This window comes from Bacteroides sp. AM54-2NS (genome assembly GCF_003602935.1).
GTDB classification, from domain to species: domain Bacteria; phylum Bacteroidota; class Bacteroidia; order Bacteroidales; family Bacteroidaceae; genus Bacteroides; species Bacteroides xylanisolvens.
Map to the genome: position 1 here is coordinate 1 of NZ_QTMZ01000047.1, position 23,381 is coordinate 23,381.

11 protein-coding genes and 3 pseudogenes are annotated in these 23,381 nt (G+C 37.3%); 12 read left to right on the forward strand and 2 right to left on the reverse strand.

Annotation, left to right across the window (positions count from 1 at the left end; all coding sequences use genetic code 11):
• Positions 1–1,323 precede the first annotated feature (1,323 nt).
• Positions 1,324–2,951: pseudogene (locus DXA05_RS21140) on the forward strand (reverse transcriptase domain-containing protein).
• Positions 2,952–3,398: 447 nt separating this feature from the next.
• On the opposite strand, the gene DXA05_RS28005 reads toward DXA05_RS21140, so the two are convergent.
• On the reverse strand, positions 3,399–4,361 hold the full coding sequence (locus DXA05_RS28005) for a trehalase family glycosidase (protein ID WP_284515651.1): 963 nt from the start codon (positions 4,359–4,361) through the stop codon (positions 3,399–3,401).
• A 17-nt stretch (positions 4,362–4,378) separates the two neighbouring features.
• The gene (locus DXA05_RS28010; RefSeq protein WP_284515652.1) at positions 4,379–5,881 is read right to left on the reverse strand and encodes a hypothetical protein; all 1,503 of its coding nucleotides are present in this window, start codon (positions 5,879–5,881) and stop codon (positions 4,379–4,381) included.
• A gap of 388 nt (positions 5,882–6,269) precedes the next feature.
• On the opposite strand from DXA05_RS28010, the gene DXA05_RS21150 reads away from it, so the two are divergent.
• From DXA05_RS21150 to DXA05_RS21195, 11 genes and pseudogenes are all read left to right on the forward strand, one after another.
• The gene (locus tag DXA05_RS21150; RefSeq protein WP_225450946.1) at positions 6,270–7,856 is read left to right on the forward strand and encodes a sulfatase; all 1,587 of its coding nucleotides are present in this window, start codon (positions 6,270–6,272) and stop codon (positions 7,854–7,856) included.
• Between the two features lie 619 nt (positions 7,857–8,475).
• Positions 8,476–9,621, forward strand: coding sequence for a DUF1735 domain-containing protein (locus DXA05_RS28015; RefSeq protein WP_284515653.1), 1,146 nt, complete (start codon positions 8,476–8,478; stop codon positions 9,619–9,621).
• Entirely contained in the window at positions 9,618–10,364 is a 747-nt protein-coding gene (locus DXA05_RS28020) for a family 43 glycosylhydrolase (RefSeq protein WP_284515654.1), read from the forward strand. Before DXA05_RS28015 ends, DXA05_RS28020 begins: the two co-directional genes overlap by 4 nt.
• A gap of 79 nt (positions 10,365–10,443) precedes the next feature.
• Positions 10,444–11,841, forward strand: coding sequence for an IPT/TIG domain-containing protein (locus tag DXA05_RS21160; RefSeq protein WP_074911417.1), 1,398 nt, complete (start codon positions 10,444–10,446; stop codon positions 11,839–11,841).
• A gap of 20 nt (positions 11,842–11,861) precedes the next feature.
• A pseudogene (locus DXA05_RS21165) lies at positions 11,862–15,016 on the forward strand (TonB-dependent receptor).
• A gap of 13 nt (positions 15,017–15,029) precedes the next feature.
• The gene (locus DXA05_RS21170) at positions 15,030–17,126 is read left to right on the forward strand and encodes a RagB/SusD family nutrient uptake outer membrane protein (RefSeq protein ID WP_074911419.1); all 2,097 of its coding nucleotides are present in this window, start codon (positions 15,030–15,032) and stop codon (positions 17,124–17,126) included.
• Between the two features lie 19 nt (positions 17,127–17,145).
• A complete protein-coding gene (locus DXA05_RS21175) occupies positions 17,146–18,144 on the forward strand; it encodes a DUF4973 domain-containing protein (RefSeq protein WP_074911421.1) in 999 nt (332 codons plus the stop codon).
• Between the two features lie 167 nt (positions 18,145–18,311).
• The gene (locus tag DXA05_RS21180; protein ID WP_074911422.1) at positions 18,312–19,631 is read left to right on the forward strand and encodes a family 43 glycosylhydrolase; all 1,320 of its coding nucleotides are present in this window, start codon (positions 18,312–18,314) and stop codon (positions 19,629–19,631) included.
• A gap of 20 nt (positions 19,632–19,651) precedes the next feature.
• Positions 19,652–21,199 carry a glycoside hydrolase family 76 protein gene (locus DXA05_RS21185; RefSeq protein ID WP_081357956.1) on the forward strand — a complete coding sequence of 516 codons (1,548 nt, stop codon included), beginning with the start codon at positions 19,652–19,654 and terminating at the stop codon, positions 21,197–21,199.
• A 581-nt stretch (positions 21,200–21,780) separates the two neighbouring features.
• On the forward strand, positions 21,781–22,860 hold the full coding sequence (locus DXA05_RS21190; RefSeq protein WP_225450947.1) for a glycoside hydrolase family 88 protein: 1,080 nt from the start codon (positions 21,781–21,783) through the stop codon (positions 22,858–22,860).
• Positions 22,861–23,018: 158 nt separating this feature from the next.
• Positions 23,019–23,318, forward strand: a pseudogene (locus DXA05_RS21195) (DUF4372 domain-containing protein); the annotation flags it as partial.
• Positions 23,319–23,381: the final 63 nt, after the last annotated feature.

Consider the following 23,381-nt stretch of genomic DNA (forward strand, 5'->3'; position numbering starts at 1 on the left):
TTTCTATAAACCGGAATGTTAAAACAAAAATATTTTCTTACGGGCATTTTTATTTTATCGGCTGAAAGACAGCCGATAAAATTGGCGTGGCGGAAAATAGTATGGTTACGGAAGCAAAGGCTTTTACCGCTTTAATGGTTCAAGGAGAATGACTGTTATTATTTGACTTAATAGACTATCATAGTTCTCTTTTGCTGCCAAAGATATCTCTTATTATAATGGAAGAATTTTTATAGATAATAACAAATGTGAAAACAATATCTGACTATTAATCATGTCGGAATTATGTGCTGCAAAACATAATCAAGAAAGAACTATTTGTTCTAGAGCAACAATACTACTGCTGAAACACGGCTATAATCAGTTCTCTACGGGACTCATGTAAAGAATGTGATGTTAACCCGAGAAAATGACTGAATAATCGGCAAGCATTCTTATTATCTTGCTTCGAAATCAAACAGAGACTTAAATGGACTGTTACTAGATGTATGAAAAAGTGGGATGGCTTTGGGAAAAAAGGGACTGTCGCTCCCCAAATATACTAATGACAAAATAAGGGTGTCTTTATAATGGAATTCTACTTGAAAAAATGAATGCATAAGGTGTATTTTGTGAACCGCTAACTTTTAATCTTGACAAGAAGGTTGATGTGGTATGAAAATTTGAAGACTAGAATGAGAAAAGTCAGAATACCGATTTTATGAAAAAATGCACTAAAATATTTTATTCGTTAGTTGTAGGAAAACGCCGTGTGAGTGATTTGTGCGCCCGTAGTGGATGTGTAGTAAATATGTCGATAGCAAGGCATTAGGTAACTTTCCCAAAACCTATCATCACCCGACTTATCTGTTCAACGAAAGACGGCAGGGAGTGTAGCATGTTGGGGAAGTCATAAGTCAGATAGTTCTTAAATTTGTGACCGAATGATGAGATGAAAGATATAGATACGAGGATAAAATCCTGATTGATTGAATGGCAACCTAAGTGGTCGTTGCAAAGACTTTGACATGAGAATAGCTAAACTCGTCATATTAAGATACTTCTGATACAGAAGATCAGTAGCAAAAGCTGGAAATTATCGTAACGCAACCATTGGCAATGGTAAAGGGTGGAAACCATATCCGACAATCTATCATGCTGTTGTTAGTACACAGCTAAACGGGGATTACCTGACTCGGAATGCTGCAAGGCTATGAGGTTTAGCCTCTGAATATCCGACACAACGGAGTTTCTGTAGTAATTTGAGTAAGGGAAAGTCTTGTAAATGGCAAAAGGGAGCAGTTAAAGGTTTAATACAATTTTAGAAAAAATGTGCGAGACATTATGAGAAATTCAGAGAAAGTATTAAACGGTCTATCAAAGCCTAGTCCGCAAGTAAATTACAAGTTCAATCGACTGTATCGAATCTTGTTTAACGAGGAGATGTATTATGTTGCCTACCAACGCATTAATGCAAAGGAAGTAATATGACTGAAGGCTCTGATGGGAAAACAATAGACGGTATGAGTTTAACTCGGATTGCTGATTTGATTGACTTACTCCGAAAGGAGACATATCAGCCAAAACCTGCAAGACGGGTGTATATTTCAAAGAAAAACGCGAAAATGCGACTGTTAGGGGGCCATCTTTTGACGACAAATTGGTACAGAAAGTAACACGGATGATTCTCGAAGCCATTTATGAAGGGCAGTTTCAAGACTGCTCACATGGTTTCAGATCCAATGCCTTCTACGATTGATAAGGAAATTCTTGAAAGCGGGTTATCTTGAAGATTGGACATTTCACAATACTTTCAGTGGCACTCCGCAAGGAGGAATAGTTAGCCCTATTTTGGTTAACATCTATTTAGACCGACTTGAGGAGTTCATGATGGGAATACATCCAGAGATTTGATGTGGGAGTCACAGCGACTCGCAAACCTTTCGAGGGGCACAGAAGTCTTGATTTTCAGAAGAAAGTGGCTATGCAAAAACTTAAAACGGTAACGGCTAAGAGTGAACGCAAAAAAGCTGTAGAACAGCTCAATGTTATTGACAGAACAAGATTGCAGATACCCAGTTTGATGAAATGGACAATGGATACAAAAGGCTTAAATATGTGAGATATGCCGATGATTTTCTGATTGGTGTAATTGGTAGTAAGGAAGATTGTTAAAGAATTAAAGAGGATATTAAGAACTTCCTTGAATCCGAATTGAAACTCGAATTTTCTGACGAAAAAACTCTGATTACCCACAGTCAAAAAGCGGCGAAATTCCTTGGATATGCGGTCTTGGCAAACCGTTCCAATCTTGCCAAACGAGATAATACGGGTAGATTGTCAAGGGTATATAACAAGAAAGTTCTATTGAGAATTTCTATGGAAACCATTAAGAAGAAATTACTTGATTTCGGAGTGTTGGAGGTAAAAACTCACAACGGGAAAGAACACTGGAAGCCGAGGGAGCATAGAAAAATTATCTGTAATGATAACTTGGAAATCCTTCAAAAGTATAACTACACGATTAGAGGATTCCACAACTATTATGCGATTGCAAACAACAGTTCTTTACTCAACTCTTACAAGTATATCATGGAGTATAGTATGTATAAAACGTTTGCCGGCAAATACAAGAGCAAAGTATCCAAGATTGCCCGCAAATATAAACAAGATGGTTTATTCACTGTACAATATCAGGGCAGTAAGGGAGGAGAGAAGCAACAGACATTTTACAACGAAAGTTTCTCAAGAAGAAAAACCTGAGATAGGAGAAAATATTGATAATTCTACCGTAGTTTATCATGCCAACAGAACAAGCCTTATTGATAGGTTGAAATCTGAAGTGTGAGATATGCGGAGTAACAGGCAAATTGGATATGCACCACGTTCGCAAATTAAAGGCTTTAGGCGGTAAAGGATATGCCGACAAGCTAATGATTGCAAGACGCGGGAAAACCATAGCCTTATGTTGAAGTTGCCACTTCAAGGTTCATTCGGGCAGTATAGGCTGACTCTTTAATGGAGAACTGGATATACGGAGACGTGTACGTCCGGTTCGGAGGCGAGTACTTGGAAACCTACCATAGAAATATGACAAGGAGCTGGTACTTGGCCTACTAATATACTTATCATACAGTCTGGTGTGGTTACGCGCTGTTAGATTGATGTAACTGTAAGTTTTCCCGATTTGTTTGTACTAGGTAATGTGATTTCTAATAATCCTTGATGGTATACTCTGCTTTCCACCACTTTCCCATTGAAAGTTACCTGGTAATCTTTTTCCGGATTCATACAAACAAGAATTGTTCGTTGATGAGGGACTGTTGAATCATCAAAAGCTATTTCTGCCTGATACTGTGTATAATCATCATTGAACTGACTGTTAGAAATCCATACCTCGAAGCCGGTTGAAACTTTCCCTATCCGGTAGTATGCAGCAAACCAGTTGAGTATGGGAGATGATAAACCGGAGAATTGATGCCATCCGGCTCCACGTTGTGAGGAGATAATGAAGTGTTCGAGGTATAATAACTCTCCTTACATTCTTTTTCCCATGTATTTAATGCGGTAGTTGCTACTTGATGGGCTTTTTCTCCTTCTCCAAGGTCCAGCAAGGCTTTCCACACCATCCATTGATGAGGAAACCAAACGGCTCCATTCCAATAACCGTCTGTACGATAATAAGGAGCAGACTGGTCTACTGTAGAAATTCCTACTTCTGTCCACATTTCATCAGGAGAAAACACATGGTTTATCATTCTGCGTGTTTGCTCTTTGGAAGAGATGTTTGCAATAAGTGGGCTTACTCCGTCCAGTCCCTTATTAAAGTTGGAACCATCTTTATATCGATAGATGCCTTTAGGTTTGCCATCGTTATCGTGCATTACATATCCGAAATAACCGGTTTCCTCATCCCATGAATAGGTCTGTAATGCATTTGACAGTTGTTTGATGGTTTGCTCATACTCTTTTACATCTTTTTTAAGACCTAGTTCTTTTGCTGCTAAACGTAAAATTTTAGCAGCTCTGATATAATAAGCCGAAGATACTACTGGAGTAACAGAAGCCTTGTCACGTAAAGCATGTTGAGGCGGATAATCATCCCATCCTCCTGAATTATAGAAGTAATCCCATGTTCGTAGCAGACCAGAACCTTTCATTCGGGTTGTGGAGTAGGGATTCTTACCTGTCATAAAATCAAAGAACTGTTTCAGTCGTGGGTATAGAAATTGCAATGCTTCTTTTGACTGTGTATTATTCCATAAATCGTAATAGGCATACATCTGTATGGGCAATGGAGTGCCATGATGAATAAATGCGGATTCACTGCCTACAGGAGTTGTATAAGCTCTGATACACTCAAAAGCCTTAGTAATATCCACATCTATTAATCCCAGAGCTATGAAACCGGAATCCCATGTATAAAGGCTATTCCAATTTTTGCCGGGCGTAAAATGCCGGATATATTGCCTTGGGTATGGACGGGATAAACAATGTTGGATAATAATGCTGATTGCAGCAAGCGACGTCCGAATTCATACTTTTTGCCATCTGCTAATATTCTGTCTTCAGAGTTATTCGAATCCTTTTGTATTAATGAAGTTAGAGTTTCCGGTGTGGAATGAAACTTTTGAATCTGCTCATTGACTTGTTGGGACGTTCCGGTGCAGACTAAGGCGTATATGGTTTGTCCGGAGTGAGGTGCCAGGACAATCGGACGTAGAAAAGCATTAGAATAATGCCATTCTCTGTTTCCTATTAGTCTAGATGATACATGGTCGTGAGTCTTTTTGCGGAAGAAAGATTCCAGATTGTCATCCAGAACTTCCCGAATCTGAGATTCTTGGTAATTCCATGCTATTCCATAATAGTTATCACATTCCGAATATTTTAATATAAAATCTTGTTTTGTTTTTCCCGATTTAATTTCGGGAATAAAAGAAAGCTTCCTGGGTAGTATTTTGATTTGCTTTATATCTTCTTCGCTACCGATAAAGAAACCATCTAAATCAGTACTATAAGTACCCTCTGAAGTTAACTCTAGTGTATATTTACCCGGTTCTTTGCAGGAATAAGGGATTGAGACTATGCTGTATTCTCCGGTGCCTTGTAATTCCAGGCGGCTTTCAGTTATTCCTTTTACTTGAAAAGTACTTGTTTTTCCTTTAGGAGTATTGTATCTGAATCCTATCATTCCTTTTTCTTTTCCAGGTAGGATATTTATTTCATAGCTCACTTTGTCTCCCTTATCTCTCCCAAATCCTTTTCCTAGAACAAAACCACTGAGTGATTGAGAAGTTCGCATTTCGTTCCTTTTCCATCCGTCGTATACTAAATTATACTGTGGAGATTTGCGTACAGGCTCATTTGATATATAATCGGTTGCATTATACCACTGTATATTTGAATCTTCAGGGATTTTGAACTGAGGTTGTTCTCCTTCATAATCGATATATGCCATCAAATTGAGAACTAAGTTTTGATTGACAGCAGTATTATTGACGCAATTCATACCTACCAGTGTTCGGTGTTCATCTAATATATAATAGGTGACATCGGTAAATACTCGGTCTTTCCACTCCATTTCATAGCGGTATGTGATGCGGCTCATGGATGAATTGATATCCCATGGGTAATAAGATGATTCGAAAAGCACATGAGGAATCAGTTGACGATTGCGGTAATAGCCTGGCATTACAGAGAAATCGAAACGCATTCCGGCTTTCATATCGGGGATATGCGAGATTCCGGCGTATCGTTTAGAATAAGGCCCCCAAGTTTTCAGTGAGGTGATGTCGTGACTATCAGTAAAACATGAAGGAGGGATTGTTTGTTGTCCCAATGTAGATGTTGCTGTCCAAACAACTGTCAGGAACATCAATAATGATTGCTTAGTTCTCATATTAGAATGTAAAATAGTTCATGTAACAAAGGTATGACTTTTGAAAGTTATGGAAGAAAGAATCTGTTCAATAAAGAAAAGAAAATATTCATAATACAAATAGTAGATTACTATAATCTTATAGAACCCTTTTCGCTTGTTGGTCTCTATTGAAAAGGTGTAGCGGTGAATTATACTATTTTTGATAGTTTAATATACATGTATTGTCCATCGAGATATGCTCATTTTGGTAATTGGCTGAATGCGACTATTGTTAATATAGCAACTTCAGTTAGAAAAAGAAGAGATACTTTCATTTTTTGAACAATTAATTTCTTCTTTTTCTTCTAATTTCCCTTTCTTTGCAATGCTTTACAGAGCTTATATTCGCTAATTAATACTATAGAACATGAAACGAAAATCTCCAGAAACACTATGTGTATTGCCTATCTGTAACTCGATATTCACACGTATGAGCAATAAACACATTTTATCTACTCTAGTTGGTTCTTTGCTAATTCCACAGGTCAGTGCTGCTGTAACTAACAGACCGAACATTTTATTCGTTATTTCTGATGATCAATCTTATCCACATGCATCAGCATATGAATCTTCTTTAGTAAAAACGCCTGGATTTGATTTGGTTGCTCAAAATGGCTGGTTATTTAATAACGCTTTTGTGACTTCTCCCGGGAGCAGTCCTTCCCGTGCTTCTATACTTACAGGACTTTATCCTTGGCAGATAGAAGAAGCGGGTACGCATGCTTCTTCTTTCCCGGTTGATTATAAGTGCTTCCCAGATTTATTGGAAGAGGCAGGTTATTATATTGGATACACCGGAAAAGGCTGGGGACCTGGAAATTGGAAAATATCAGGGCGCAAGCGTAACCCGGCTGGTCCCGAATATAATAAAATGCGTATCCATCCTCCATATAAGGGGGTCTCTAACATTAATTACTCTCAAAATTTCAAAGAATTTCTTCATGGAAGAGAAGGAAAACAACCTTTTTATTTTTGGGTCGGTACAAATGAACCACATCGACCTTATGAAAAAGATAGTTGGGAAAAGGCTGATAAAAGGCTGACTGACGCAGAAGTGCCTCCATTTCTGCCTGATAATCCTACTATAAGAAAAGATTTATTGGATTATGGTACTGAAATAGAATGGTATGATAGTCAATTATCTCAAATTATCGATATATTGAAAGAAGAAGGTGAATTTGATAATACTTTAATTATAGTCATGGCCGACAATGGTATGCCTTTCCCTTTGGCTAAAGCAACCTGCTTCGAATATGGTATCCATGTTCCATTAGCGATATGTTGGGCAGATGGAATTAAAGATGGAGGAGTTAGTGATGAGCTTGTTAGTAGTGTGGATTTATTCCCAACCATACTTGATGCTGTCGGTATTCGATATAAAGAAAAGGCAGGAAATAGTATACTCCCGTATCTAAAAAAACAAAAGAAAACAACTGGACGAAATACAATTTTTGCAGGAAGAGAACGTCATAGTTCTGCGCGATATAATAATTTAGGATATCCTATGCGTGTATTGAGAACCAAAGAGTTCCTTTACATAAGGAATTTTTGTCCTGAAAGATATCCTGCCGGTGATCCTTGCTATATAAATAAGGAGGGAAATTTGACGCCGATGTATAGTGCTTATTTTGATATAGACCAAGGCCCGGCCTGGAGGTTTATTATTGATGAAAAAGATACTCCCGAAATATATCCTTATTTTCTGAAAGCAGTGGCAAAACGTTCATATGAAGAATTATATAATATTAGTTCAGATCCTGGTTGCCTTAATAATTTAGTAGGAGATAGTAAATACATGAAAGAATTGGAGCATCTTCGTAATAAGATGAATGATACACTCAAGAAGACTGAAGATGCACGCTATCTGAATAGTTCTGATCAAGATCAAAATGTTTGGGAAACCTATCCACGATTAAACGGAGTAATACGTTCTTTTCCGAAGCCTTTGTTCTGATAATAATTATTTTAATAATAGATTCTAAAAGCACCCACAACTTTCATTAATTGGGGTGCTTTTTTGACTTTGTATTTGGAAGAGAAAAATTAGTCAGTATGTTGACCTTGGTTTACAATAATATTGCAATAAATGGTAGTTTACCTTATATTAATAATGAATGAGAATATCAGAAGTTGAGTTGTTACGAATTAAAGGAGAAACAAATTGTTCAATAAAAGAAAGAATAATCCATAATAGTTAACTTGTTGGATATCTGTGGTAGATTCGTTTATATAGCTGAAATGGGCGTTATAGCATATCCTAAAGGATCTTTTTAATTCTTAAATTAGTTTGGGACTAATTTTCCATTAATTGGTCTATTTATAGTATTATAATTTATCCGAATTTTCTACTTTTGTTTCATCCAAAAGGATAAATATAAGGTTTTCAACAGGACAGAACTCAATTAACAGAAGATAATAATCTTCATGACATGAACAAGAAAGGTAAAAATAAAGATTGTAATAATAAGAATTTTGATTTAGGTATAGTTGGTTGAAGGGATTGTTTAAAGGATGACGTTTATTGTAAATATTATCATACGTAAGAAATGACAAAATTCAACTTAAATCTATATATGATGAATAATAAATTGATAAAAGAAAGTTTAGCTCTGGGTATACGCTGTTTTATATACCTATTAATAGGAATTATTTTATTTGAATCGTGTGGCTCGGACAACAGTAAAAATGAACTTACTGGAAGTGGGGGCAATACTACTAATCAATATTTGTTATTGCAGCAGAGTGGTCTGAATAAAATCACGGTAACCGGTAATGAAAAAGAGTATTGTTTTATTCTCACAGTAAAAAAACTGGGGGGGGGTAAAATAGATTCTGAACTTGGTGCAAAGTTAGAAGCATGGAATGAAGAACAGCTGGTTATATATAATGATAGACAAAAGACTTCATATAAGCTTTTACCGGCATCTTTATATTCTTATACTCCAGAGAATATAGTTTTTGATCAAAGCACTAATCAAGTGGATGTGGAAATAAAATTTGATCCGTCTAAAGTCTTTTCTGAGTTGAAAAAAACAAATGCTCAATATGTCATTGCTTTAAAATTAAAGAGTGATATACTAAAGGTGAAAGAAAGTGAGAGTGATATATTACTAAGTCTCTTTATTGATTATCCTAAGGTGAGTTTAGCCTCTTCTAATGTATATCAGGTGAGTGTAAATAAAGATGATACAAATGTAAAGATCATGACTTGTCTTAGCAGCCAACTTAATGATGAAAGTATTGGTAGTTGGTGTGACTTTGATTGTAAACTCAGCCTTCCGAATAATGCAGAAGAATTGGTCGCTGCTTATAACCAGTTGAATAAGACTGATTATGAATTATTGCCACAAAATAGCTATCAATTGGGCGATGAAATACATTATCGTGTAGGAGACTCTCAGATGGAAGGAATGATTTCTATTCGTCGGGAGAAGCTGGCTGTCAAATATTATCTACTGCCATTGCAATTAATTGGTACAGGAAATAATAATGTAATGTATGATGATGCAGTACACTATATGGTTATTTCTCGGAGTTATCAGAATCCAATTATTGATCAGAGTGCAGCGGACCCGACTGTAATTTTAGCCAATGATGGTTATTTTTATCTTTATGCAACTGGTGGAAATGTACCGGTTTATCGTTCTAAAGATTTGGTAGAGTGGAAGTATATAGGTTCTGCTTTTACTGCTCAAACGCGTCCAATTGGGAGCCGATGAAGGGCCGTGCCATATGGGCACCTGAGATTCGTTATATTAAAGATAAATATGTATTATACTATTCTTGGGCGATATGGGGAAAGCAAGATGAATGTCATATTGGTGTGGCTACAGCAGACTCTCCAGAAGGACCGTTTATTGATCATGGGTGCCTTATCAATGGGAAAGAAATCGGAGTACGCAATTCTATAGATCAGTTCTATATTGAAGAGAATGGTAAAAAGTATATGTTTTGGGGCAGTTTTAACGGCATTTATGCTACAGAGTTAACGGATGATGGTTTAGCAGTAAAAAGGAAGACGGATGGAACGCCGGTATTGTTGAAGAAGGTCTGTGGGGCTAAGTTTGAAGCAACAAATATTTATAAAAGAGGTGATTATTTTTATCTTTTTGCTTCTGTTGGGAGTTGTTGCGATGGTCTCAATAGTACCTATCGGGCGGTTGTTGGACGTTCCAAGAATCTGCTGGGACCTTATGTGGATGACAAAGGAGGAGATATGCTTCAAAATAATTTTAAACTAGTGGTTAATAAGAATAATACTTGGGTAGGTCCAGGGCACAACAGTATTTTAATAAAGGACGATGAGGGTACTGAATGGATGATTTATCATAGTTACAAAGCTGACGCTGTAGCTGACGGACGAGTTGTTTTGCTTGATCGTTTACGGTGGGATGAAAATGGATGGCCATATATTAAAGGGCTAGAACCCTCTAATTCCGATCTGATACCAGTCTTTAAATAGTTTATAATCTGAGTTTAATGATTTGCTATTGAATTTTAATATTAAGAATATATTTATTAACATTTAAAATCAATGTATTATGAAAATGAAAACAGAAAATCATGGTTGGCTTTTCCTATGGGGATTACTGACATTGGTTAGTTTTTGCTTCATTGGCTGTAAGGATGATGATGGAGGCGAGAAAGGGGCGCTTTTTGATCCAAGTAAGCCAGTGGTAATTTCTGATTTTATTCCCAAGGAGGGAGGTTGGGGATCTCGTTTATTATTGTATGGAAATAATTTTGGCGATGATCCGACTAAAGTGAAAGTAACTATCGGAGGGAAAGAAGCGAAGGTAATTACTGTAACGAACGATAATTTGTATTGTTTTGTGCCACGTGGTGCCGATGCAGGTAATATTGAAGTCACTGTTCTTGACGGACGTGGGGAAGAATTAGCTTATGGAGAGATAGATGAAAAATTTGTCTATAAAAAGAAAATGCTGGTATCTACTTTGGTCGGAGAGACAAAGCCTGATATATTGGACGAAAATACAAACTTTGATATCATAGATGGTCCATGGGGAAACTGTGGAGGATTGGAAAAAATGGAGTGGTTGGTTTTTGATCCTAATAACAAAGATCGTTTGTATGTGTGTGGAGGAGGAAAAACACATCGAATTGTTGATTTCGCTGAAGAAACGTTGGAGTCGATAAAATTTACAGGTGAAGCTGCTGGTACTGCTAATATTTTGAGTTTTACAAATGACGGTCAGCTGATGGTTGTCAGGGATATTGCTCAAGACAATAAAAATGGAATATTTTTTTATTCGCCGGAGTCAAACTTTCAAACACAGGTAAAGGCCATATATGCTCGTGGTTGTAGAGCAGCGATTCCTCATCCTATTAATGGGGAAATTTATACTTCTCGATTTGATAAAGGATGGATTGGACGGTATGACCCTGTTACGGGTGATTATAAGATGGATAAGATTCAAATGCCTTATGGTTCTATACAATGTTTTATCGCTATTCATCCCAAAGGTGACTATATGTATATTATGGTGAGAAATAAGCATGTGATTTATCGTGCGGATTATGACTTTGATGAGAAAACATTTACTACCCCTTATTTGGTTTGTGGAAAATATGAAGCATCAGGAATCGTGGACGGTGTTGGAGGTAATGTTCGCATGAACGAACCGCAACAAGGATGCTTTGTGAAAAACGATGAGTATGCAGGGCAAAAGGATGAATATGATTTTTATTTCGTAGATAAGCAAAATCATTGTGTCCGTACTCTGACACCTACTGGGCGTGTAAAAATATATGCAGGAAGACCAAATGGTGATGGTACGAAAGGGTTTAACGATGGAGATTTACGTAAAGAGGCTCGCTTTAATTTTCCTGCAAGTATAGTGTGGGATGAAAAGAGAGAATGTCTCTTGGTGGGAGACTCAAATAATCATCGTATCCGAAGAATTGCTATGGAAGACTAATAATGATAAATACACTTATGATGAGAAATATTTTATTAATATGTATGATGTTACTCGGATTCTCGGTTCATGCTTTTGCGCAGAAAGAGATTGTAGTGACAGGTATCGTAACTGATACAAACAAAGAACCGTTAATAGGTGTCAATGTATCTATTGCGAATATGCCCGGTTTAGGTGCGATAACCGATATAAATGGTAAGTTTCTACTCAAAATGCCTCCTTATAACAAATTAGTTTTTACTTATATTGGATATGAACCAGTGGAAGTATTGGTAAAAGAGCAACGAACAGTAAATATAGCTATGGAGGAAGCTAAAGCTACCCTTATTGATGAAGTAGTAGTTACTGGTACTGGTACACAAAAGAAAATTGCTGTGACTGGTGCTGTGACCAATGTAGATGTTGCAGCATTGAAAACAAGCCCAAGTGCTTCTATGGCTGATGCATTAGCGGGTGTTGTTCCTGGAATCCAGGCTATGCAATCCAATGGTCGACCTGGTTCTGTTTCTGAGTTTTGGATACGAAGTATCTCTACTTTTGGTGCTAGTAATGCTGCATTGGTTTTAGTTGATGGATTTGAACGCGACTTGAATGAGATTAATGTCGAAGATGTGGAATCTTTTACGGTATTGAAGGATGCTTCAGCTACGGCAATTTATGGTAGCAAGGGAGCTAATGGTGTTATTTTGGTTAATACTCGTCGTGGTAAAGAGGGGAAAATTAACATAAATGCTAAAGTCGAAACTTTTTATAGTATGTTTACTCAGCTTCCTGAATTTGTAGATGGGTACACGTATGCTTCGATGGCAAACGAGGCGAAGACGACTCGTAATCAAGAACCTTTGTATCAGCCTGAAGAATTGGAATTATTCCGTCTTGGTCTTGATCCGGATTTATATCCGAATGTGGATTGGATGGACTTGATATTGCGAGATGGTGCATGGAGCACTCGTGCTTCATTAAATATGACTGGTGGTGGTAGGACTGCCCGCTATTATGTTGGTGGTAGCTATCAGGATCAACAAGGTATGTACAAAACAGATAAGTCGCTGAAGAAATATAATACTAATGCTAATTTCCGAAAGTGGACATATCGTATGAATGTGGATATTGATATAACTAAAACAACCTTGTTGAAAGTTGGTGTTTCTGGTTCATTACGTAAACAGAACGATCCGGGTGTAGGAACAGATGCTATTTGGACAACGTTGATGGGATATAACTCTATTATGATGCCGATAACATATTCAGATGGTAAAGTATCCTCTTGGACTGCAAAGGAAGGTAATATCAATCCATGGGTGCAAGCTACTATGACTGGATACAATGAAAGTTGGCAGAATAATATTCAAACAAATGTAACGTTGGAACAGAAGCTGGATTTTATTACGAAAGGACTTAAATTTATTGGACGCTTCGGGTATGATACGGAAAACTCCAATTGGATAAAACGAGTGAAGTGGCCAGAACTATATAAAGCAGAACCTTATCGTGATGTAAATGGGGATTTGATTTTTACTCGTGTTTCGGAGGAGAAGAAGATGACACAAACTTCCGGTTCAAGTGGAAAAAGAAATGAGTTTTTAGAATGGGAATTGCATTATAACCGTGGATTTAAAGATCACCATGTGGGAGCGGTTGTAAAGTATTCACAATCTGCAAAAACAGCAACTCAAGGTATCGGTACAGATCTTAAGAATGGTATTTCTCGGCGTAATCAAGGATTAGCTGGACGTGCTAACTATAACTGGAAATATCGTTACTTTATTGATTTTAACTTTGGGTATACTGGCTCGGAGAATTTCCATAAAGATAATCGTTTCGGTTTCTTTCCTGCTATTTCTGGTGCATGGAATATGGCGGAAGATCTATTATTAAAGATAATTTAAAATGGGTGAATATGTTTAAAATACGTTATTCGTATGGTAAAACAGGTAATGATAATTTAGGAGATACTCGTTTCCCATATTTGTATAATCTTGAAACAATGTTGGAGAGAGACAAAGATGGAAAAGTAGTAAGTGGAAATAACCCTGTTGGGGGATATCAATTTGCGGATTTTGGCTATAACAGATATTATGGTGGTATGCGCTATACTTCTGTCGCTTCAACGAACGTGTCATGGGAAGTATCCACAAAACAAGATTTAGGTATAGATTTTTCATTTTTTGATGATAAACTATCAGGTTCTATAGATTACTTTCATGAACGAAGAGAAGGCATTTATATGGAACGTAACTATCTACCTTGGGTCGCTTCATTGGGTACATGGACGGAATATAAGGATGGTAAAGCAAATGAAAAGGATATTCACCCTTATGCCAATGTCGGAATAGTTGAAGCGCGTGGATTTGATGGAAATTTGTCTTTCCGCCATAAAATAGACAAAGTGGATTTGACTATACGTGGAAACATGACTTATAGTAAAAATGAGATTTTAGAGCGTGATGAAGAAAATACTGTCTACTGGTATAAAATGCAGGAAGGGCACCGGGTTGATCAAGCTATGGGACTGGTTGCATTAGGCCTATTTAAGGATTATGAAGAAATTCGTAATTGGCCAAAACAATTTGGTGATGTTATGCCGGGTGATATTAAGTACAAAGATATTAATGGAGACGGAGTAATTGATGATAATGATAAGGTGGCAATTGGTGCAACAAAAAAACCTAATTTTACGTATGGTTTCGGTGTGTCGGCAAAATGGAAAGGTTTAGATGTGAATGTACATTTCCAAGGTGTAGGTAAATCCACTTATTTTATAAACGGTTCTACTGTTTATATGTTCTCCGGCGGTAATAGTGATGGTGATGGTTGGGGAAATGTGATGAAAGAAATGGCTGAAGGCAATCGTTGGATTTTAGGTGTCAATGAAGATCCGAATGCAGAATATCCTCGTTTGACTTATGGAAAGAATGATAATAATAATCGTGCTTCTACATATTGGCTTAGAAATGGAGCTTATCTTCGTTTGAAGACATTAGATATTGGTTATACACTTCCTGCAAGTCTAGTTCGTAAAGCTCATATGAATACGGTACGTATTTTCTTTACTGGGACTAATTTACTCACTTTCTCTAAGTTTAAGCTTTGGGATCCGGAAATGGGAAGTTCTACAGGAAAGTCGTATCCGCTAAATAAGACGCTTTCTTTAGGTGTATCTGTTAATTTGTAAAAAAAGAATATGTATGAAAAAGATAATAACAATTTTATCCTTCGCTGTGGGATTGACCTCTTTAGTAGGATGCTCTGATTATTTAGATTCAGATTATCTATTTGATGAAAGAATGAGCATTGAAGATGTCTTTAGCAATCGGGATTATACAAACAGGTGGTTAGCAAGAGGGTATTCTTATTTAAGTAATGGTTACTTACAGGATGTTTGTAGTAAGAGAGATTATCCTTTTAATTTTGCTGATGACATGTATTATGGAGACGGTGGTTATGAGAAATGGAAGAGTGGCCAATATAGTGAAAGTGGAGTTAATAATTCCAGTAGTGGTATTTGGAAGAATGCTTATTTGGGTATTCGTCAAGTAGCTATATTCTTGAATAATATAGATAAAAATAAGGAATTTACAGAAGAAGAAATCACAGATTTTAAAGGGCAGGCGCATTTTTTGAAGGCATACTATTATTGGTTGATGCTTCGTGCATTTGGTCCAGTGCCTATCATTCCGGATGAGGGGGTCGATTACACAAAAGAATATGATGAATTAGCTTACCCGAGAAATTCGTATGATGAATGTGTGGACTACATTACTGGTGAACTTTTGAAAGCTGCAGAACGATTACCATTACAACGTTCAGTACAGGAGGTGCTTCGTCCGACGAGAGGAGCTGCCTTAGCTTTACGAGCCAAAATTCTTTTGTATGCAGCTAGTCCGCTATTTAATGGAAAAGCTCCAGAAGTGGTGTCTTCAGCTTTGGTGAATAAAGATGGGAAACGTTTGCTTCCCGAAACTTATGATGAGTCTAAATGGGCAAAGGCAGCGGCGGCAGCTAAAGATGTGATGGATTTGAATATTTATGGCATACATGTGGCATACTTCAATAGTAATACTGGTGATATTGCATATCCAGCGACAATTGTTCCACCACATGATGATGAATTTTCCGATCAATCATGGCCAAATGGATGGAAAAATATTGATCCTTTTCAATCATATCGTGAAATGTTTGATGGAAGTATTATAGTAAGTCAGAATGAAGAACTAATTTTTACTCGAGGTAAGAACCAAAGCCGTGAAAGTGTAGATATTATGGTTGTTCACCAACTTCCACGTAATGGTGCTGGTGGATATGGTTCGCAAGGTATGACCCAAAAGCAATGTGATGCTTATTATATGAATGATGGTACGAATTGTCCAGGTATGAATGATGTGTATAAGGAGTTTGATGGATATAAAGGTCGTTATGATTCCCGTCCAAGAGCAGAGGGGTATGTAGAGACGAAAGAATTAGCCGATTATCCTGAACTGGGACCGTTGGGGGTTGGTGTGTCTAAACAATATGTGCAACGTGAGCCTCGTTTTTATGCGTCAGTGGGCTATAATGGAAGTACATGGCATTTGTTAAATGCACTGAATGATAACACTCATGATGAGGAGAAAAATATACAAGTATTCTACTACCGTGGTGGAAGTAATGGGTATGCTAACTCCTCTTATTGGCTTCGCACAGGCATCGGTATTAAAAAATATGTACATCCAAATGATATCAGTTATACGCAGAAAAATTCGTATGATGTTGATCGTATTGAGCATAAAGCAGACCCGGCCATTCGTTATGCAGAGGTATTGTTAATTTATGCAGAAGCATTGAATGAACTGACGGGTTCGTATGAGGTTCCTTCTTGGGATGGTAGTAAAATGCATTCTGTTAAACGTGACATAACTGAAATGAAGAAGGGGATTCGGCCTATTCGTATTCGTGCAGGATTGCCTGATTATGATAAAGTTAAAGGCCATGAAACTGCTTATGATGATCCAAATGAATTCCGAAGGATGTTAAAACGTGAGCGGCAGATTGAGTTTTTTGCTGAGGGGCATCGCTACTGGGATTTACGTCGTTGGTTAGATGCACCTCTAGAAGAAACTACTCCTGTATATGGTTGTAATATGTTGGCATCAAAGGATATGGCTGATCAATTTCATACGCCTGTGATGTGTACGTCGTTACCGACTATTTTTGCTGAAAAAATGTGGCTTTGTCCGATTGATCATACTGAATTGAAACACAATGTGAATCTGGTTCAGAATCCTGGATGGACAAATCCAGAATAACTTTTTAGATATTAATAAAATGAGGAATATATATAATATAATTTGGGGTATAGTGTTAATTGCTTGTAGCACATCCTGTAATAAAGAGTGGGAAGATGAACAATATTTACATATGGCTTCTTTCAAAGCGAGTGTTAATGATCAGGGAGTGACCACGACGTATGTTCGATTTAAGCCAGGTGGAGTGGTAAAATATGATCTTCCGGTTATTATGAGTGGATCTACTATGACTAGTCAATCTCATACAATTCATTTTGCTTTGGATCCTGATACTTTGGAACGGTTAAATATTGAACAATATGGACATCGTAAAGAACTTTATTTCCAACAGCTGCCCAGTAAGTACTATAGTATGCCGGAGTCTGTAGAAATGCCGGCTGGTGAATGTTTGACAACATTGCCGATTGAATTTAAATTAGATGAGACGCTTGATCAGGCAGATAAGTGGGTGTTACCCATACAGATATTGGGTGACCAATCTTATGATTATCAGATAAATCCGCGTAAATACTACCGCAGAGCTATGTTGCGTTTGCTTCCGTTCAATGATTATTCAGGCACGTATGATGCGGCTCAATATCGAATTTTTCTTAAACCTGATGTGAAAAATCCTTTCACTATATCTTCGCAACGAGCGTTTGTGGTAGATGATAGGACAATTTTTATCTATGCGGGTACAAGAAATATAGATTATCTTGATCGTAAACAATACAAAGTGTTTATTCGTTTTCCGGAGAAAGGCACGGATTCGAAATTGTTAGAGGTGTGGTCTGATAATCCAGAGATTGAATTAGAACTTGATGAAAAAAAGGCGTGTACCTTTACAATGAATGAAGAGATGGATGAGTTAAAGCCTTATCTGAAGAAGATTTATATTACTCTTTATTTATATTACTCTTTTAAGGATTATACAACTGTCCCTGGTACAAAGCTTGAATACGTGGTAGAAGGTTCTTTGGCAATGCAGCGTAATTTGAATACTTTGATTCCTGACGAAGATCAGCAGATTCAGTGGTAAACTGAAGTTTGTTTAGTTCTTATAAATATTGGGGGGGATTCTATCTATGTGATAGGAAGGTTCTCCCCCTTTTTCTATTCTAATAAAACTTATAGGGAGAAGGTTGACATCTGTTTAAGTCTTCTCCTTTTTTAACCTAATTATTTACTTCTTTTAAAAGGAAAGGTATGAGAAAAAGAATACTCTTCAATATTTTGTTTATTATAGGGATGACATGCTTGGTGTCATGTAATGATGATAATGAAAAAGCATTGGATGAAGGAAAAAACACGGAAAGCGGAGATGTTCAGGAGGATAGCATGGATCCGATCACTGAGTTTACTGCTGCTGCCACATCAAAAGCTAACGAATTGCAACTGAAATGGAAAAATCCTTCAGATGCAGTATTAGTAGAGATTTCTTATGCTTTAGTAGTAGGTGGTGGGGATACTTCCTTAACTACTAATGTACGTGTATATGGTGAGGAAAATAGCAAATATACACTCCAATTACCAGAATTTGGAATATATCAAATTGGTGCTGTAGCTGTAGATAATTATGGTAAGCGTTCTGAGAAAGTGATGATTTTAGGTACTCCAGCCGAAAAAGATGCGATTGACCCGGATATAATAGCAGAGTATAAATTGCCGATTGCTGATCCTTTTGTGTTATACTATGAAGGTAAATACTATGCATATGGTACTCGTGTTAACGGCTTCGAAGTGTATATCTCTGAAGATTTGAAGCAATGGAAGCGAAATAATATTAAGGCCTTGTCACCGGAAAATTCCTGGGGAACTAAATGGTATTGGGCTCCAGAAGTGTATTATGTGAAATCAAAGAATTTGTTTTATATGTTCTATTCGGTGGAGGAACATATTTGTGTAGCTACTTCTACTAGCCCGGAAGGCCCTTTTATACAGAGAGAAAGGCAGCCTATTGTAGCAGATGAGAAAGGAATTGATACTTCGTTTTTTATAGATGATGATGGTACTCCTTATCTCTATTATGTACGATTTACCGGGGGAAACGTGATTTGGGTAGCGGAAATGAATGACGACTTGACCAGTATAAAAAAAGAAACATTGACTAAATGTATAAGTGCTACTGAACCTTGGGAGAAGAAACAAGGTACGATTGCCGAAGGTCCTTCGCTATTGAAAAAAGGGAATACTTATTATCTGATATATTCGGCAAACCATTATGAAAGTAAAGACTATGCTGTAGGATATGCAACTGCTAGTTCTCCTAAAGGACCTTGGACCAAGTATAGTGGAAATCCGATTCTTCGGAGAGACAAAGATGCTGCTAAGTCTGTAGGCTTGGTCGGTACAGGACATGGAGCGCCATTTGTCTGTGCCGATGGAAGTTACAAATATATCTTTCATGCTCATGCAAGTGAGACAAGTGTAGGTCCCCGTACTTCTTATATCAGTAACTTCAATATCTCCGATAAAGGAGTAATTAGTATTACAGGAGCAACGATTGAACCGGTGAGAATAAAGTAACCATATAAGCCAGAAATGTCATGAAAAATATCCGATTTAATATGCTGTTAGGTATCTGCATCTTTTTCTTATCTGTATTATTAGGTGCATGTGGTGGAGGCGGCTCGCCTGTCATGGATGAAATAGATGATGGAAAGCAAGACGGACAGGGGCAAAAAATAGTACCTCCGGTTGCCGATCTTATGGCGGAGAAAACGGAGAGAGCGAATGAATTGCAAGTAAGCTGGACTAATCCAGTCGGAGCTATTTCTGTGGAAATCACTTATTTACTGGAGGGAGATAAATTTGAGAACGTCACGAAGAAAAATATACGTATTGCTACAGAAAAAGTTAGTACACTATTAATTGTTGTTTCTGAACCGGGGAGTTATATTATAACTGCTGTCGCAGTCGATAATTATGGGAGACGTTCTGATGAGTTGACGGTCATTGCTACCCCGCTTCGTGAAGAGGAGGTGGTGAGAACACATTTTCTGGAAAGAGCAGATATTCTGATGACCTCATTGATGAATCTTTATTTTGGCAAATCAGCGCGTGACTGTTGGAATACAAAATATCCGCTTGCTACCGGACCGTATTGGGATGGAGATGCTGTTGTTTGGGGGCAGGGAGCGGGTTTTTCAGGTTTTGTTGCTTTGCGCGAGGTTTCTTCTAGAGTGCCTGTTTACCAAAAAAAGTATGCAGATATGACTGACCGTATGTACAACAGTATCAACCGTTTCATTACAACTGACAATAATCTTAAGGCTTATGCAGTTTATCCGCAAAATGGAAATGAGAGATATTATGATGATAATGTCTGGATTGGACTGGATATGGCGGAACTGTATGAACAAACTAAAGAGAAACGTTTTCTTGAGAAGGCAGAAATGGTTTGGGATTATTTGATGGTCGGAAATACTAATTCGTGTGGTGGAGGTATTTTGTGGAGAGAGAAACCTGTTTACAGTAATAAACATACTTGTTCTACTGCACCGGCAGCGGTGTTGGGATGTAAATTATATCAGATAACAAAAGAACAAAAATATTTGGATAAGGCTAAAGAACTATATGTATGGTTAATACAGTATATGCAAGATCCGGGCGATTATCTTTTCTATGATAATATTACTCCTTCATTGACTATTGGCAAGAGTAAATATAGCTATAATTCCGGTCAGCCGATGCAAGCTGCGTGTTTGTTGTACAATATAACAGGAGAACAACAATATTTGACTGATGCGCAGCAGATTGCCCGCTCAGCTCATAAAAAGTGGTTTACTTTATATGATTCAAAAGAATTGAGAGAAAAGATTTATTGTATCAATGGAGATCATATATGGTTCTATTCTGTATTGTTTCGTGGATTCCTAGAGTTGTATAAGATTGATGGGAGGAGAGAGTATGTAACCGCATTTGAAAAGAGTATGTTGCAAGCTTGGAAATCTGAATGCCGTAATCAGAATACTAATCTGTTGAGTAATAAGTATTTTGTTGGAAAAACAAATACTTCATGGGAGATCCTTCACGAGGGAGCTTTTGTAGAAATATTAGCTCGTTTGGCTATGTTGGAACTTGAAGGTAAATAATAAAAATAGTATATGTGATGAAAAATAATAGTCGAGTATATTATACAGGGAAAATATTATTTTATTTGTTCTTAGTCTTAATATTAGGCAATCTTTTTTATAACTGTTCCAATGAGGATGGAGAATCTGTACCGACTATTCAGGAGAGTTTAGGAAATGGAGGAAAAGAAAAATATACTTATGTGTATCAGTTGAATACGGATAATTATAATATGCCGATAGAAGGTAGTATTTCTCCTGAATATGATGACTCTCCTGAAGGCAAAAATATTGGTAATTTGGTTGATGGGGATTGGACAAGTTCTTTCTATACTCCTAATAAATCTGTCTCTATAATTTGGAAAGGAAAAGAGCCGGTTACGGTACGCTATTATTCGATAATGGCAACTGGAAATAAAGAAGGAAACGCACCTGGTGCATGGTCTCTTTATGGGTCGAACGACAATGTAGAATGGACAGAATTAGACAATAGAGTTCGTCAAACATTTGGAAAAGCGGAAAAGAAATTACTGGCATTGAGTAATAATGAAGCATATCAGTATTATAAGTTGACTATTCATTATAATCAAGGGGGGAAGGGATTGGAGATCTTGGAATGGGTGTTGCAAGCTAAGCGTACTATTGATATTCCGTCATTAATAAACTTTCCAGTCGGAAGTACTCCTAAGGAGATAGGTAAGCGGTTAGGGCATCTTTTTGCAAAAGGTAAACATAATGGAAAAACGCTAGGTTATGCTGAGACTTTTACTTGGAATGGTGCATTGAAGTATGCAGAAGTGACTAAAGATAATGAGTTGATGTCACCTTTGAAAGCTGGATTTGAATCATTCTTTTCTATTGATAAGAATTTTCTGCCTGTTATGAATCATGTTGATCGGAATATGTTTGGCAGTCTTCCGTTGACACTGTATTTGATAACCAAGGATGAACGTTATCGGGAGATGGGAATGCCTTATGCTGACACACAATGGGAAATTCCTGAAAATGCGAAAACTCAAGAAAAGGAATGGGATGCGAAAGGATATAGTTGGCAGACTCGTTTATGGATTGATGATATGTATATGATTACCATTATACAGATGCATGCTTACAGAGCGACAGGTGATATGAAGTATGTCGAACGTGCCGCTAAAGAAATGGCAATGTATTTGGATGAATTACAACGCTCGAACGGACTTTTCTATCATGCACCGGATGTCCCATATTTTTGGGGACGTGGAAACGGATGGATGGCAGCTGGTATGGCGGAGGTGCTTCGTTTTTTGCCGGAATCTAGTCCATATTATTCACGTATCATACAAGGTTTTCAGAGTATGATGGCAAGTTTGAAGAATTATCAGACAGAAGAGGGGATGTGGCGGCAATTGATTGATAAACCAGATTGTTGGATAGAAACGTCAGGTTCGGCAATGTTTGCATACGCATTTATTATGGGAGTGAAATATGGTTGGTTGTCTGTAAAAGAATATGGAGAGGCTGCTCGCAGAGCTTGGTTGGCAATGATTACTTATATTAATTCAGATGGTAAAGTCAGAGAGGTTTGTGTGGGTACCAATAAAAAAAATGATATGCAATATTATTATGACCGAGCACGTAATACAGGTGATTATCATGGCCAAGCTCCATATCTTTGGTGTACTGTTGCTTTATTGGAAGAATAATCAATTTTAATAATCAATTTTAATAATTAATGTCATTACTGTCCCGTAAAAGTGGATAAATAGTTCTTTGAAATAATTGAAATATAGTCTATTAGATACTACTTTTTAGTCGCGACGATTTGAAATCATACCTTTGAGGTCAATTAAGGTGACCTCAAATGAACCAAGATAAATATGTTTTCGCTCAGTTAGTAGAATTCTTGAACAATGATAAGTTCAGAAGACTTGTAGACAAGTATGATGGCAATCGTTATGTGAAACATTTCACTTGCTGGAGTCAGTTACTTGCAATGATGTTCGGTCAACTCAGTAATCGTGAAAGTCTTCGTGACTTGATTGTAGCTTTGGAAGCACATCAAGGAAAGCGTTATCATTTGGGATTGGGTCGTGAGCCCATTGCCAAAACTACGCTTGCATCTGCCAATCAGAATCGGGATTACAGAATCTTCGAAGATTTTGGGACTCAAATTTCATTTATTGACTTGTTTTTGGCATACCGGACAGCTAGAAAACACTATTTT